This window comes from Anabaena sp. CCY 9402-a, from assembly GCF_963920945.1.
Taxonomy (GTDB): domain Bacteria; phylum Cyanobacteriota; class Cyanobacteriia; order Cyanobacteriales; family Nostocaceae; genus Trichormus; species Trichormus minutissimus.
In genome coordinates, this window is record NZ_CAWUDL010000019.1 from 47306 (window position 1) to 61984 (window position 14679).

General features: G+C 41.5%; 17 protein-coding genes and 1 pseudogene. 12 read left to right on the forward strand and 6 right to left on the reverse strand.

Annotation, left to right across the window (positions count from 1 at the left end; translation table 11 throughout):
• The first annotated feature begins 70 nt into the window (after positions 1-70).
• From ACM0OR_RS09360 to ACM0OR_RS09370, 3 genes are all read left to right on the forward strand, one after another.
• The gene (locus tag ACM0OR_RS09360; RefSeq protein ID WP_414576003.1) at positions 71-895 is read left to right on the forward strand and encodes an SDR family NAD(P)-dependent oxidoreductase; all 825 of its coding nucleotides are present in this window, start codon (positions 71-73) and stop codon (positions 893-895) included.
• Positions 879-2237 carry a flavin-containing monooxygenase gene (locus ACM0OR_RS09365; RefSeq protein ID WP_414576004.1) on the forward strand — a complete coding sequence of 453 codons (1359 nt, stop codon included), beginning with the start codon at positions 879-881 and terminating at the stop codon, positions 2235-2237. The genes ACM0OR_RS09360 and ACM0OR_RS09365 overlap by 17 nt, the downstream gene beginning before the upstream one ends.
• A gap of 266 nt (positions 2238-2503) precedes the next feature.
• Positions 2504-2584 (forward strand): hypothetical protein, encoded by an 81-nt coding sequence (locus tag ACM0OR_RS09370; RefSeq protein ID WP_414576034.1) that lies wholly within the window; start codon positions 2504-2506, stop codon positions 2582-2584.
• Here the strand turns inward: ACM0OR_RS09370 and ACM0OR_RS09375 are convergent.
• From ACM0OR_RS09375 to ACM0OR_RS09390, 4 genes and pseudogenes are all read right to left on the reverse strand, one after another.
• Positions 2560-2706: pseudogene (locus ACM0OR_RS09375) on the reverse strand (Uma2 family endonuclease); the annotation flags it as partial. The gene ACM0OR_RS09370 and the pseudogene ACM0OR_RS09375 sit on opposite strands and share 25 nt — an antisense overlap.
• A 154-nt stretch (positions 2707-2860) precedes the next feature.
• On the reverse strand, positions 2861-3133 hold the full coding sequence (locus ACM0OR_RS09380; RefSeq protein ID WP_414576005.1) for a type II toxin-antitoxin system RelE family toxin: 273 nt from the start codon (positions 3131-3133) through the stop codon (positions 2861-2863).
• Positions 3120-3332 (reverse strand): hypothetical protein, encoded by a 213-nt coding sequence (locus tag ACM0OR_RS09385; protein WP_414576006.1) that lies wholly within the window; start codon positions 3330-3332, stop codon positions 3120-3122. The genes ACM0OR_RS09380 and ACM0OR_RS09385 overlap by 14 nt, the downstream gene beginning before the upstream one ends.
• 65 nt (positions 3333-3397) lie before the next feature.
• Positions 3398-6034 (reverse strand): protein kinase domain-containing protein, encoded by a 2637-nt coding sequence (locus tag ACM0OR_RS09390; protein ID WP_414576007.1) that lies wholly within the window; start codon positions 6032-6034, stop codon positions 3398-3400.
• A gap of 125 nt (positions 6035-6159) precedes the next feature.
• Here ACM0OR_RS09390 and ACM0OR_RS09395 point away from each other — a divergent pair, with 125 nt between their 5' ends.
• Both ACM0OR_RS09395 and ACM0OR_RS09400 read left to right on the forward strand, forming a co-directional pair.
• Positions 6160-6396, forward strand: coding sequence for a hypothetical protein (locus ACM0OR_RS09395; protein ID WP_414576008.1), 237 nt, complete (start codon positions 6160-6162; stop codon positions 6394-6396).
• A complete protein-coding gene (locus ACM0OR_RS09400) occupies positions 6393-6839 on the forward strand; it encodes an HNH endonuclease (protein ID WP_414576009.1) in 447 nt (148 codons plus the stop codon). Before ACM0OR_RS09395 ends, ACM0OR_RS09400 begins: the two co-directional genes overlap by 4 nt.
• A 9-nt stretch (positions 6840-6848) precedes the next feature.
• Here ACM0OR_RS09400 and ACM0OR_RS09405 read toward each other — a convergent pair whose 3' ends face one another.
• Positions 6849-7583: a Uma2 family endonuclease gene (locus ACM0OR_RS09405; RefSeq protein WP_414576010.1), complete on the reverse strand. Its 735-nt coding sequence runs from the start codon at positions 7581-7583 to the stop codon at positions 6849-6851.
• A gap of 98 nt (positions 7584-7681) precedes the next feature.
• On the reverse strand, positions 7682-9211 hold the full coding sequence (radA, locus tag ACM0OR_RS09410) for a DNA repair protein RadA (RefSeq protein ID WP_414576011.1): 1530 nt from the start codon (positions 9209-9211) through the stop codon (positions 7682-7684).
• A gap of 177 nt (positions 9212-9388) precedes the next feature.
• Here radA and rpaB point away from each other — a divergent pair, with 177 nt between their 5' ends.
• From rpaB to ACM0OR_RS09445, 7 genes are all read left to right on the forward strand, one after another.
• Positions 9389-10117 carry a response regulator transcription factor RpaB gene (gene rpaB, locus ACM0OR_RS09415; protein WP_011318678.1) on the forward strand — a complete coding sequence of 243 codons (729 nt, stop codon included), beginning with the start codon at positions 9389-9391 and terminating at the stop codon, positions 10115-10117.
• Between the two features lie 95 nt (positions 10118-10212).
• A complete protein-coding gene (locus ACM0OR_RS09420) occupies positions 10213-10860 on the forward strand; it encodes a cofactor assembly of complex C subunit B (RefSeq protein ID WP_414576012.1) in 648 nt (215 codons plus the stop codon).
• Positions 10861-10882: 22 nt separating this feature from the next.
• Entirely contained in the window at positions 10883-11521 is a 639-nt protein-coding gene (locus ACM0OR_RS09425) for a Uma2 family endonuclease (protein ID WP_414576013.1), read from the forward strand.
• 119 nt (positions 11522-11640) lie between these two features.
• Positions 11641-12147 carry a hypothetical protein gene (locus tag ACM0OR_RS09430; protein ID WP_414576014.1) on the forward strand — a complete coding sequence of 169 codons (507 nt, stop codon included), beginning with the start codon at positions 11641-11643 and terminating at the stop codon, positions 12145-12147.
• 5 nt (positions 12148-12152) lie between these two features.
• Positions 12153-12431, forward strand: a complete 279-nt coding sequence (locus tag ACM0OR_RS09435) for a hypothetical protein (RefSeq protein ID WP_190705212.1) — start codon at positions 12153-12155, stop codon at positions 12429-12431.
• Between the two features lie 155 nt (positions 12432-12586).
• Complete coding sequence (locus ACM0OR_RS09440; RefSeq protein ID WP_414576015.1) at positions 12587-13105, forward strand: DUF456 domain-containing protein; 519 nt, start codon at positions 12587-12589, stop codon at positions 13103-13105.
• Between the two features lie 459 nt (positions 13106-13564).
• A complete protein-coding gene (locus ACM0OR_RS09445) occupies positions 13565-14398 on the forward strand; it encodes an exosortase-dependent surface protein XDP2 (protein WP_414576016.1) in 834 nt (277 codons plus the stop codon).
• The last annotated feature ends 281 nt before the right edge of the window (positions 14399-14679 follow it).

A 14679-nucleotide genomic window follows, 5' to 3' on the forward strand; every position in this document is an offset into this window, starting at 1 on the left:
AAAGTTCTGTAGGCGGGTTTCCCGCCGTAGGAAACTTTTCAAGACGAATTTTGAATTGGAGCGCAGCGACTTGACTCAACTATCCCAGAAAGTTATTCTCATTACCGGTGCATCCGGTGGATTTGGACAGCAACTAACCCGACAGTTATTAAAAGCTGGTAGCCGACTCATATTAACGGATATAAATGAAGCCGTCTTAAGGGGGCGAGTTGCAGAAATTCAACAGGAAGTAAAAACTGGTGAGATACTAGCTTATCTGAATGTTGATTTGGCTACACGCGAGGGATGTGAAACCCTTTATCATCAGGTGAAAGCTCTAGATATCCCCGTTGATATTTTGATTAACAATGCTGGGATTGGCTTATTTGGTCGTATGGATGAAGTTCCTAGTGAGAAATGGGAACGTCTCATGCAGATAAATCTACTAACACCAATGCGCTTAAGCTCCTTGTTTGCGGCTGATATGATTGCTCGTCAACAGGGTCATATTGTTAATATTTCTTCCTTAGCCGGGTGGGTAGGATTTGGTGGGATGGCTCATTATGCAGCCAGCAAATTTGGCTTGCGTGGGTTTAGTGAAGGGCTGTTTAACGAAGTCAAAGACTACAATGTTAAAGTAACAGCCGTTTATCCTTTCTTTAGCCGTACTCCTATTCTGGAGTCAGAACAGTATGGAACTCTAGCTAAAGAATTTCAGGGATTTCCAGAAGATTTGGTGACAGACCCAGCCGATGTCATGCGTGAAACGATACAAGGAATTGTTCGCAATCAACTGCACGTATTTCCAGATAAAACAGCTCAACGTATCCATCTGATCAAAAGATATTTTCCCCAGTTAATTGACTGGATTAATGCTAGGTTTGGTAGGAGATTAAAAAGTGGTGACAGTCAGTAACTTAAGTAAAACTCAAAACCTAGTCGCTACCACTGACAAACATCTAATTATCGGGGCTGGATTTGTGGGATTAGGTATGGCGCAAGCACTCCAGGCTGATAATATCCCCTATGATCAAGTAGATGCCAGTGATGATATAGGTGGTAATTGGTATCACGGAGTGTATGAAACTGCACATATCGTCTCTTCCCGCAAGATTACCCAATTTACCCATTTTCCCATGCCGGATAGTTATCCCGACTTCCCCAGCGCACAAAATATGCGGGATTACTTAAACTCTTTTGCTGATCATTTTGATTTGCGGAAGCATATAGAACTGAATCGGACAGTTAGCTATGTCTGTCCAGTAGAAAATAACCTCTGGGAAGTCACCTTAAATAACGGGGAACACCGTCTGTATAAAGGAGTATTAATCTGCAATGGTCATCACTGGTGCAAACGGTTTCCCCAATTCCAGGGAGAATTTAACGGGGAAATTATCCATACCAAAGATTACAAGCACCCTAATCAACTGCGTGGTAAACGAGTTTTAGTGATTGGTGGTGGTAACTCCGCCTGTGATGTCGCAGCCGAAGCGGCGCGTGTGGGTGCTAAGTGTGTTTTGAGTATGCGTGAATCAGTGTGGTTCATTCCCAAAACATTTGCTGGCGTTCCCGTTGCTGATGTCATTAAATGGTGGATGCCCGAATGGTGGCAAAGGCTGATAACATATGCAATCATCCGTCTGACTTTTGGCAAACACAAAGATTATGGTCTATCCCAACCCCAGCACCGCATTTTCGAGAAACACCCGACTTTAAATAACGAAGTTCCTTACTACATCAAACATGGACGAATTATTCCTAAACCTGCTGTAAGTCGTTTGGATGGTGAAGAAGTAGAATTTGTTGATGGTAGTCGAGAAGAATTTGATTTAATTGTTTGTGGTACTGGTTACTACGTTGCTTATCCCTTTCTACCCTCAGAACTTCAGCGCGTTGAAGGATCAGTAGTTAAATGTTATGGTGGTGCGTTTTTCGATGATTACAAAGGACTATATTTTATTGGTTGGGGACAGGCTAGAGGCGGAGTAGGTTCGCTGATGTCAGCCTATGGTAAATTCCTTACACGCCATCTCAAACTCCAAGATGACATCAATGTCCCTATTGGTTTAGTGCTGAAAGAACTGGGACAACAGTTACCTCAAACACATCTTTCCGACCCGCACCAGGTGTTTAGACAATTAAAAATGGCTAATATTTTATTTAACCACATTGTCAAAAAAGCCCATGAGTGCGATCGCCAATATCCCAACTTTAGGAATCAGGTGGTAGTGGGGAATAGGGAGATTGTAGAGACGTAGCACGTTTAATTTGCCTAAAAATGTTACCCTAGGCTCTATATCAGCAGTAATTACACGGGTAGCAGCGAATGAGCAAACGCTTATCGCAAATTTGGCAGAATATTCGGGAGTCTTTCTCTATACAAGAGAGTGTGAACACAGCCATTGAAGGTAGTCAGGCGGTTTTAGAGGCTGCAAAAACTCTGCAAGAACAGGGTGCTAGTTTAGCAGTCTTAAAACCTGTACTACAAAACTCATCTTCTTTACTAGATGTGTTGTGTTCACCGATGGCGCAAGTAATAGGTGCAGGTTTGCCGTTTGTACCAATGGGTATCGCTTTACTCAAGGCGACTCGTGATAAAAAGTGAAAATCGTCTGGCAAACCTGAGTCCTCTGGGTTGTCGCTAGGTAAATCATACATTGTAGGTAGGGTTTCCCACGCAGGAAGGGGTGGGTCAGATTGGGGAATGTATCTAGGGAAGGTAGTCATAAGTGGAACTGCATAAATATTGATATTAGAGATGGAGTAGGAAGTAGGGGAAAGAGAGTTTTCAGCTATGAAAGTCTGTCACTAATCCTGGTTGAGTGTTGCCCTGTTTACATATAACGCAAGCATTCATATGAAATATCTCAAAGAGATTGTATTAAGGAAAAGTTCTATAAATATCTTTACGATGTGCGACTCTTTGACAGATTAATGTTTGTGTCTCTTTGTCAACACTAATACCTATTCTGTAATCACCTACGCGAATTTTATATTTATCATCGTAGCCTTTCATTTTTTGCAAATAGCCTAAATCAAAGGGGTTTTCTGATTCGAGTTCTTGAAAGACTATTGGTTCAATCCTAGCTTGCATATCTTGTGGTAAATCTGCTAATTCTTTTAAGAACTTTTTAGTATATTCAACTTTCCACATTATTTTGTTTTAATGATTGGTAATATTTCCAGGCTTCATCTTTAGTGAGATGTTCATCGTCTTCTGACTCTGCCATGAGTTTGATTAAGCCGTAATTTTCTAAAATGTCTTCAATTTTCTCAAATTCAGCTATGGGAATTTGTACAGCAATAGGTTGCTGATTTTCGTCCATCACATAATTTTTGGTGATTTCTAGCATTGTTATGACATCAAATTAATTGTTTGCAAGTCTTAATTTACTATTGTGACGCTGTTATTGCCAAACTAGCTGCGTCGCCATATTTTGATATTGCCGCTACCATCTCCAGCCGCCAGCCAATTGCCATCGCGGCTCAAGGCGACGGAAAAAACGCCATCAAAATGACTGAGGGTACAGATTTCTCTCCCTGTTGCGATATCCCACAATTTGATAGTCTTTTCATAACTACTACTAGCCAAAAATTGCCCATCACTGCTGATAGCTGCGGAATTAACCATGTTGGAATGACCAGTGAGAGTGCGAATTTCTCTCCCTGTTGCGATATCCCACAGTTTGATAGTCTTATCCCAACTACCACTAGCCAAGAATTGCCCATCGCTGCTAATAGCTACGGAATTAACCATGTTGGAATGACCAGTGAGGGTGCGAATTTCTGTTCCTGTTGCCATATCCCACAGTTTGATAGTCTTGTCCCCACCACTAGCCAAGAATTGCCCATCGCTGCTAATAGCTACGGAAACAACCGATTTTGAATGACCAGTGAAGGTGCGAATTTCCGTTCCTGTTGCCACATTCCACAGTTTGATAGTCTGGTCATAACTACTACTAGCCAAGAATTGACCATCACTGCTGATGACTACGGAAAAAACCGATTTTGAATGACCAGTGAGGGTGTGAATTTCTGTTCCTGTTGCCATATCCCACAGTTTGATAGTCTTGTCCCCACTACCACTAGCCAATAATTGCCCATTACTGCTAATAGCTACGGAAACAACCGATTTTGAATGACCAGTGAAGGTGCGAATTTCTGTTCCTGTTGCCATATCCCACAGTTTGATAGTCTTGTCCCTACTACCACTAGCTAAGAATTGCCCATCATTACTGATGGCTACGGAATCAACCGAGCCGTAATGACCAGTGAGGGTGCGAATTTCTCTAACTTTTATCTTTTGTAGCCAGTGTTTTGATAGTCCCCACAGTCTGATAGTGTTGTCTCTACTACTACTAACCAAGAATTGCCCATCACTGCTGATGGTTACGGAACGAACCACTTTAGAATGACCAGTGAGGGTGCAAATCTCTCTCCCTGTTGCCACATTCCACAGTTTAATAGTCTCGTCCCCACTACCACTAGCCAAGAATTGCCCATTACTGCTGATGACTACGGAACGAACCAGTTTGGAATGACGAGAGAGGGTGCGAATTTCTGTTCCTGTTGCCACATCCCACAGTTTAATAGTCTCGTCCCCACTACCACTAGCCAAGAATTGCCCATTACTGCTGATGGCTACGGAAAAAACACTGCTGGAATGACCAGTGAAGGTGCGAATTTCTGTTCCTGTTGCCACATCCCACAGTTTGATAGTCTTGTCTCCACCACTAGCCAAGAATTGCCCATTACTGCTGATAGCTACGGAATTAACCGAGTAGGAATGACCAGTTAGGGTATGAATTTCTGTTCCTGTTGCCACATCCCACAGTTTGATAGTCTTGTCCTCACTACCACTAGCCAAGAATTGCCCATCATTGCTGATAGCTACGGAATTAACCGAGTAGGAATGACCAGTTAGGGTATGAATTTCTGTTCCTGTTGCCACATCCCACAGTTTGATAGTCTTGTCCTCACTACCACTAGCCAAGAATTGCCCATCACTGCTGATAGCTACGGAATTAACTGAGGCGGAATGACCAGTGAGGATGGGGAGAAGTTCACCTGTAGTTAATGAAAATAAGTGAATAACTTTACCGGCTACACTGGCTAAGATATCTCCCTTGGGGCTAAGGGCTATTGTTCCAGAAATACCTGGGATGATGTGGGCGCATTCCCAAGATGCAGGTAGGTGAAGTGAAGATTTTACTGACTGTGTTGGTGCTACTGTCCCTGCACCCAACAAATCCAACCACTCCTGCACCGACTGGGGACGATACTTGTAATTTAAAGCCATACCCCGCATAATTGCATCATTCACCCTGTCACCGATACTGGGATTAAAGTCTTTTGGTGGTTTGAGGGTAAAGTTTTGTAGTCTAGCTGGTGCTGGCATCGGTAAATCTCCAGTCAGCAAAGAATATAATGTGGCGGCTAAGGCGTAAACATCAATATATTCTCCACGTTCCGCATCGGGTACATACTGCTCAGGAGGTGCATAACCAGGGGTAAGATTTTGTGTATGTTGTTGGACTCCACCGGGAATAAATTGTCTAGCAATTCCAAAGTCAATCAGTACGGCTTCTGGCTTACTCGCACGGATCATGATGTTATTTGGTTTTAAATCTCGATGCAGCAAGCCTTTTTCGTGAACTAAAGTTAAAGCATCGCCAATTTGCCGGATGTATTGCAGTGCTTCTGCTTCTGACAATGCTCCTGTTGCGGTGATTTGCTCACCCAAATCTTGACCTTCAATGTACTCCATTGCCATACATGGCAACTTATCCTCATCAAAGACGTTTTCTACCTGCACGATATGAGGATGGCGACACAAAGCGAGTCGCAAAGCTTCGTCACGAAAGTCATAGCGTAATTTCTCTTGCTTGGTTATCCAGGCGGGATGATTGAGGATTTGTTCTCTGAGGGTTTTGATAACTCGCAATTCACCGCATCGATTTTTTGCTAAGTAGGTAATGCCTATGCCACCTTCACCCAATTTTCTCTCGATTATGTAGCGATCGCCAAATAACTGCCGCCCTGGATTCCACACCATAGGTCAAACCGTAGTTTTACTGATATTCTATTTTGGCATAGGCAAAACTTACTCTTGTAGCCAGAAAGATTTAAGGTGCTAGGGATGAAGCTTACAATAGCAATATATTCAATCGCCATAAAATTATGACACCAGCAGTAGTTAAACCTTCATCTTGGCTAACGACTGGTATCCGAGTCGAAAAAGTCAATAATTTGAATCTTTTTAAATTTACAGACGAATTGGGTTTGCGGATGCAAGAATTGCTAGAGAGAAAAAAAGCAGACTCTCTCACACCAGAAGAAGCGGCTGAACTAGAAGCGATTGGGGAATTAGACGAAATTTTTAGCTACATCAATGCCATCATTGCATCTCAGACATGACAATTCCTAATCATATCCAAGAGTTTATCCGTAAACGTGCTGGCTTCCGTTGTGAATACTGCCATTATTCCGAATCATTAAGCACTTCTCCTCTGACAATCGATCATATTTATCCACAATCTTTAGGTGGTTCTGATGATGTGGATAATTTAGCTCTAGCTTGTCGTCGCTGTAACGAACGTCATTATAATTTTACGGTGGGAATTGACGCAGAAACTAACCAGGAAGTAGCCTTATTTAATCCCCGTCAGCAAAAATGGTCTGAACACTTTATTTGGTCAGCAGACGCTACAAAAGTTATTGGTATTACATCTACAGGTCGGGCAACTTGTAATAGATTAGATTTAAATGATCAACGTCGTAGCGATCGCTTCATTCAAAAATCTCGACAACTTTGGATAAAAGCAGGTTTTCATCCTCCACCAGAAGATCCACGACAATAGGCGATAAGTCTAATCTTGCGGCTCAATTCCGGCGGCGCGTAGTTGTGCTGCTAGCCTTTCGGCGCGTTGGCGTTCTTGTTCAGCGCGTTGGCGTTCTTGTTCAACTAACTCTGAACCCCATAATAATAGTTGTCCGGTTTCATTCCACCAGCGTAACCAATTACCTGTGCGATTTTCACGCGTACCTTGCCATACGCCAAGGTAGAGATTCATTTCGGCTATCCAGTAATGTTGGTTTTCGTTGGGGGTTTGTGGGCTGTATCTACCTGTCTTCTGATCTAGGCGATATACCTCTAACTCCCCTGTATTGGGTTCAAAAATGGCGTAATTAGGTACTTTTAAGACACACTCGTAAAAAAACCATTTACCAGGGGGGTAAGTGGGTTTACTAGAATATTCGCTCCCATCTGTATCAGACAAAAATTCTATAACAATTACGGGGATGTCTCCCTCTAATTGAGGGGTGTAACTGCGGGTTACTTCTTCTCTACTGACTTTGATGTTAGGAATATATGCCCAATCTGGGGCTTTAACGATAGTTTTACCATTTAATGTGGCGCAAATGCCATAATTTGTAGGTGACAGCGCGTTGAGTGGCAGTTTTCCCGCTAGTTCCAGGCTTTGGGTGAGTGCTGCGGCGAGAAATGGTTGGTTGATGTTGTCCACTGGTTCATCAGGTAGCTTGTAATCATCGGGTAGCTTTTCCCAAGTGATTTGGTAGTTAGGGGTGATGATGGCTGTCATGTTTAGTAGGGGTATGGGGGTGTAGGGGTGTAAGGGTGTAGGGGAAAGAAAAAATTATTTCTTCATACTTCTGTAACCTGTCACCTGTAACCTGTCACCTATTCTTCATCTGGATCTAAATCTTCGTCTGTCAATTCTTGATGGGGAATGGCGGCAATAATTGCATCTATGACTTTGGAGACTTGTAAAACTTCGATGTCAAAATCGGGGAATTTTTGACCTTTAGGAATAATCGCTCGCTTAAATCCTAGTTTAGCGGCTTCTTTTAACCTCAGTTCCATCTGGGAAACAGCCCGCACTTGTCCGCCTAAGCCGACTTCACCGATTAATACTGTACCTGGATCAACGATGCGATCGCGGAAACTGGCAACAATGGCAATGGCAATTCCTAAATCTACGGCTGGTTCTCCCACATTTAAACCCCCAGCAGATGCAACGTAAGAATCTAGTTTCGACATGGGTATCCCCACCCGCTTTTCTAATACGGCGAGAATCTGCACTAAGCGGTTATAATCTATACCTGTACCAGCCCGACGCGGTGAGGGGTAACTAGTGGGGCTAACTAAGGCTTGCAATTCTACGACAATGGGACGAGTCCCTTCGCACGCCACGACAATAGCTGTACCCGGTGAGGGATCGTCACGGTTGCCTAAAAATAACTCGCTGGGGTTGAGAACTTGTTGCAGCCCATGTTCTACCATTTCAAAGATGCCGATTTCGTGGGTTGCACCGAAGCGGTTTTTGACTGTCCTTAATAATCTATGGGAGGCGAAGCGATCGCCTTCAAAATACAGTACCGTATCTACTAAGTGTTCTAAAACTTTCGGACCGGCGATCGCTCCTTCTTTGGTGACGTGTCCCACTATTAACATTGTGATGTCTTCGTGTTTTGCCACTTTCATCAACGCCGCCGTACATTCCCTGACTTGCGCTACTGAACCAGGTGCTGAGGTTAAAGCCGGGAAGAATACAGTCTGAATACTGTCAATTACGGTTACATTTGGTTTGAGAGAATCTACTTCTTTCAAAATTTCCTCTAAGTCTGTTTCTGGCAAGACGTATAAATCTGCACCGATACCTTCCGGTGATACTGCTGCCAATGCTACTGCTTTTTCTTCTTCGGAATTTTCATCACTAACAACATTGAGCAGGTTTGTCACTCCTAAGCGAGAAGCTCTTAACTTAACTTGTTGTCCTGATTCTTCCCCAGAAACATAAAGGATACGGTATCTCTGAGCCAATTTATTGGATACTTGTAAAAGCAAAGTAGATTTACCAATACCCGGATCGCCACCAATTAGCACCATCGAACCAGGTACTATTCCACCACCAAGCACCCGATCCAATTCTTCATAACCAGACTCCCAACGGGTGAGTTGGCGATCGCTAATTTGGTCAAAGGTTAAGGAAGCTCTTGGTTTTGCTGGTTTTGGCTTATTACCAGTTTTCCCATGGCCTTGTGCTGCGTGCCAAGCACTTACTCCCCCACTGGGTATATCTACTGAAGATTGAATGCTAATCTGTTCTTCTAGGGAGTTGTAAGTACCACAAGCGGCACACTTACCAAACCACTGGGGAGATTCTGCTCCACATTCGTTACAAATGTAAAAAGTTTTAGGCTTTGCCATTGTTAAATATTAAATATTATTAAATATGTTAATTTTTCCTTAATTTCTGGTCTAATTAAAAATCCCATTAATAGAAGGATTTGCAGCTTTTTCCAAATCAATTGAGGGAATGATATCTTAATATTATGGTATTAAAAATTAATCATGAGAAATTTTAGTTAAGGAGCGTTGAGAAACTTGGAAAGTCATAAAGAAAAAATTCTGGTAGTAGACGATGAAGCCAGCATTCGCCGGATTTTGGAAACGCGCCTTTCGATGATCGGCTACGATGTAGTCACAGCCGGCGATGGAGAAGAAGCATTAGAAACTTTTCGTAAGTCTGATCCTGACTTGGTAGTTTTGGATGTGATGATGCCAAAACTAGATGGTTATGGTGTCTGTCAAGAGTTACGTAAAGAATCAGACGTACCTATTATTATGTTAACAGCCTTGGGTGACGTAGCCGATCGCATCACCGGTTTAGAATTGGGTGCTGATGACTACGTAGTTAAACCATTCTCTCCCAAAGAGCTAGAAGCACGGATTCGCTCAGTGCTACGACGAGTAGATAAAACCGGCGCGTCTGGTATTCCCAGTTCGGGAGTGATTCATGTTGGGAATATCAAAATCGATACCAACAAGCGTCAAGTCTACAAAGGCGATGAGCGCATCAGATTGACAGGTATGGAATTCAGCCTCTTAGAATTGCTAGTCAGCCGTTCTGGAGAAGCCTTTTCCCGTTCTGAAATTCTGCAAGAGGTTTGGGGATATACACCAGAACGTCACGTAGATACCCGTGTGGTCGATGTACATATTTCCCGCTTACGCGCAAAATTAGAAGATGACCCCAGTAACCCCGAATTGATTCTCACAGCACGAGGTACTGGCTATCTGTTTCAACGGATAATTGAACCCGGAGAAGAATAAAGTGTACAAAAGCCAATAGTTTTAGTTTCACTACTAATACTCATGGCTATTGTACAGACGCGATTAATCGCGTCTCTACTATTGATTAATGACCAATGACTAAATCTGATCCTAATCGAGTTTTGCGACGCTTACCCTTGGTAGTCGGTGGGTTAGGCTCTGTGCTTTTGCTGATTAACCGTTTATTGACACCAGAAATTACCAATTCCCAAGCGCGTGGTGATGTGTTGGGTGTAATTTTGAGTGCTGTGCTGATTTTAACTGGTTTAATTTGGCAACAAGTCCAGCCGCGATCGCCTGATGCTGTAGAACTGATTGGTGAAGAAGGTTTTGTGTTAGCAGATGATTTACCAGAAGCCGTGAAAACAGAACTAGCCTGGGCATCACATTTATTGTTAACTAATACGGTAACGCGATCGCTAGTAGTTTTCTACCAAGGCAAAGTTTTATTACGTCGCGGCATTCTGGGAAATAAATCAGAAGTAGTTCCAGGCACAATTGTTAAACGGGTTTTAGAAAAGCAACAGCCTGTGTATCTAGTAGCTTTATACGTCTACCCCGGAAGAATAGAATTTGATTATTTGCCAGAAAACACCCAAGGGGTAATTTGTCAACCAATTGGCAATCAAGGTGTATTAATTTTAGGTGCAAATGCACCCAGAAGTTATACCAAGCAAGATGAAAATTGGATAGCTGGAATTGCTGATAAATTAGCAGTAACTCTCAAAGATTTTGAATTTTGAATTTCCCAAAGGAGTAATTGCTATGGTAACAACAGCACCACTTTCAGAAACAAGAACATTGCTGAAAAACATTAGCTGGCAGACTTTCAAAGCAATGTTAACAGATATGGGTAACGAAAGAAACTCACTACTTGCTTACGACAATGGAATAGTAGAAATCATGACCCCACTAATGCCACATGAGAACTCTAACCGCCTGATTGAAGGGTTAATTCTTGTGCTTTGTGAGGAATTTGGTTTAGAAGTCAAAACGACAGGTTCACTAACTCTAACACGAGACGACTTAGAAAAAGGAGGAGAACCAAATAGTAGTTATTATATTCAAAATGAATTGTTGGTTAGGGATAAAGAAAACATTGATTTAGATCAAGACCCACCTCCAGACTTAGTGTTAGAAGTAGATTACTCCCGGCCCAAAATAGATAAATTATCTCTCTATGCTGCAATGGGTATTCCTGAGTTTTGGAGATATAACGGCACTGTATTGCGGATTTATACTCTTGTAGAAAATCAATACTCAGAAGTTGAGCTTAGTCCTATTTTTGCCCCAGTATTGGTGAGGGCTATTCCCCGATTTATCCAAGAAAGCGAAAAAATGGGGCAACTAGCGGCAAAGAGTGCTTTTCGCACTTGGGTAAGAGAGCAAATTTCTGAAGCTTAACGAAGCATTTAGCTTTAACAATTGAGCAAAATTAAATGATACTTAAAATCAAAAGCAACATAAATAACAAATGAGATACTAAGCAAGAAATTTACAAAGTCTTGAAAGGAATAGGTTGCATGAAATTTCCATCAGTATCCGTCAGTATTGGCTTAGGTGTGATCAGTAACTTATTGGTAGTCAGCCCCAATTTTACTTTCAATTCGACACAAGTTGTTGCTCAAGAAGTAACCGCTTCTTGTCCTCTACCATCCGAAATAGCCGTCACTTTCTTGGATTCTAAATGTGAGGCAGTCACACTCAAACAACCTCAAACTTTTTATCGTTACTATAGTAGCAATGATAATAAATATGGTAGGTATTTAACAACTGGTAAATACAAGAAAAATGTAGATGTAATCAGAAATTTAGCTCTCAATCAAGCATGGGGTAATCAAGCCACCATCAGACTAAAAGTAACTGTACCAGCAGGAACAACAGTTTATCAAGGCATTGTTGCTCCGCAAACACCCGCTTCATGCTATCCAGGTGGTGGTCAACAAACCTTCATCCAAGATTCAAAAGATCCTAATATCAAGTGGTCTGAAGGCAAAAATATCAAAGTGGAAGAGTTCACTTGTCCGTAAAATTCATGGAAACTCAAACAGAAAAATTTGTCAAACTGATTGACCAATCAGTTGAAATTGCTGAACAGATGCGTCATGAGTCTGAACACTCACAGCGTTTAAATAATGTGATCAGTGTTCTGCAATCTGTAAAAAATAAGATAGTCATTGGTCAGCTTGAACCATCAGGAGGAAAATCAACTCTTGGTTTAGCTCGTGAGGTATCTGATTGGATTGAGCCGTTAGATGCGCCATTACTAAAAGCTGTAGGTGCAGTAGAGGAATATTACCAAAAACACTTTTAGATTTACTACATAGCCTGTCTTAATGAGCATTATCGTCGTCTAACTACTGCGTCCTCTCTGGGTAAATAGTAAAATGTCCGACGATAATGCTCATATTTAATATGTAAAAATAATTTTACAATTCAGAAATCCAACTTCTCACGCAATTACTAATTATGCAAATAATCTACTGGCTACTAGTTGCTTTAATGATTGTAGGTATTATTGGTGCTGTAGTTCCCGCCATCCCTGGAACTAGTTTAATTTTAGTAGCCATTATTATTTGGGGAATAGTTAGTCATTCCTTTGTATCTATCCAAATACCTTTGATTGTCACAGGGATTGTGTTGATTTTAAGTATTGGGGTTGATTTTTTAGCTGGTTATATAGGTGCAAAACAAGCAGGTGCTAGCAAATGGGGACAAATTGGCGCATTTGTGGGTTTTATACTTGGGTTTTTAGGATTGCTACCAACTTTACCCGTGGGTGGCCCACTGTTAGGTATTCTATTTGGCCCGTTATTGGGAGCAATTATTGCTGAGTATATCTACTGTCGTCAACTAGGATTAGCGATTAAAGCAGGTATAGGTATTGTTGTCGGTACAGTTGTCGGGAATTTGATTCAAGGATTATTAGCGATCGCAGCTTTCGTAGTTTTCCTAGTCACAACCTGGCCGCAAGTCTTCGGTAACTAGACAGAATCTAAAACATTGATTCAGATTTACTTTCTCGCACAACTACATACGTCTTCTTCTCTGTTTTCTTCAAGACAGTTGTTAAACTGTCACACCATAAAGAAAGCAGATTTTTTCACGTTAGCGGCTAACGCTTAACAGTCAACAATAAATTAATAAAGTCATCTCCTAATAGATAGATTGTTCATAAACTCAACGTAAATATTTAGACAACAAAACTTGAATCATTGCAGCATCAGCAGTTTCACGCGTTTCTAAAAGACGTTTTCATGAGCGGAAGAATTTATACTGGGAAGTAGAAAAATGTCTTTATGTAAAAAACACAAAATTTGCAGCATAGTTTACGTAATTTTCAATAAATACGCATTACTTAAGTAATTTTTAGGTGCTAGACTCTGTATTGAGAGTACAAACAAAATTAGTAATTTCACTAACACTCAAGAACCATAGGAAAACCAAATGAAAGTTAAAAATATATTCATCTCAACCGGACTCGTTCTCAGTGCTGTCTTAGGTGTTTCTAGCTCTGCTAAAGCTGCTAGTTTCACCACCAACTTTTCCCCAGATCCTGTTACCGATCCTACAGCAGATATTGAATTGCTCTCTATTGTTCGGAACGATGGCAAAACTATCAGCGACTTTAAATTAGTTAATTCTGCTACAATCATCAAAAATCTAGGTGCTTTAGGCCCAGCTAGCACTGACAATGGTGATACAGCTACTCCCCCTACAGGTTTGACTCCTAACGAGAACCCATTAGCCACAGAAATTGCCGCCTACTTAAATAGAGACGGTAACGGCAAGATTAACTTAAACAACATTATCGACAGTGAAGATAGTGGTGAGTTTGATATTAATGTATTTTTTGACAGCGCAGTTGCATCAAACAACACAGCAATAGACAGCATCTTCTTGTGGGAAAGAGGACTCAACAGCTCTATTACACTTCAAGCAGTGGATGCAGGTGGAAGTCTACTCGGTAGTGCTTATACAATAGATAAGTCATTCTGGGAACTAGCTGGCTTCCAGATTGACACCACAGAAGTTGGTGCTGCTCAAAATGTAGGTAGTCAGGGTGTTAGCTTTGCTAATTTGGGATTAACTAGCGGAACTTTAGTCAGTGGTTTGAAATTAACAGCTCATAGCAGCTTTCATGGACCTGATTTCAAACTAGTTGCTCATGACGTTTTTGAGGGTGTTGTAGTACCTGAGCCTACCACTATGCTAGGTTTAGGTTCAGTCGCTGCACTTGCTTTATTACGTCGTCGCCAAGGCAAGAAAACTGCTTATTAGTCTTGTTTTTAGCGATATCGCCAATGCTATATTCGCATTTTCTTAGTGAATAATTGTTTTGGCGAAAAATATCCGTGTTTTATAGTCAACCGCAGAGATAATCTTTGTCTGCTCAAGAAAAATATTTAGTAATTTTAAAACCCGCTTTCGCGGGTTTTATATTTTTTAAATGTAAAAATCAGGTATTACATATTAGCACCTGCCTTGAAAATAGGGAGTAGGGAGTAGGGAAAACAAATTTTTATTGCTCCTTGTGAGTGCAATTCATCGAGTCTCTTGCA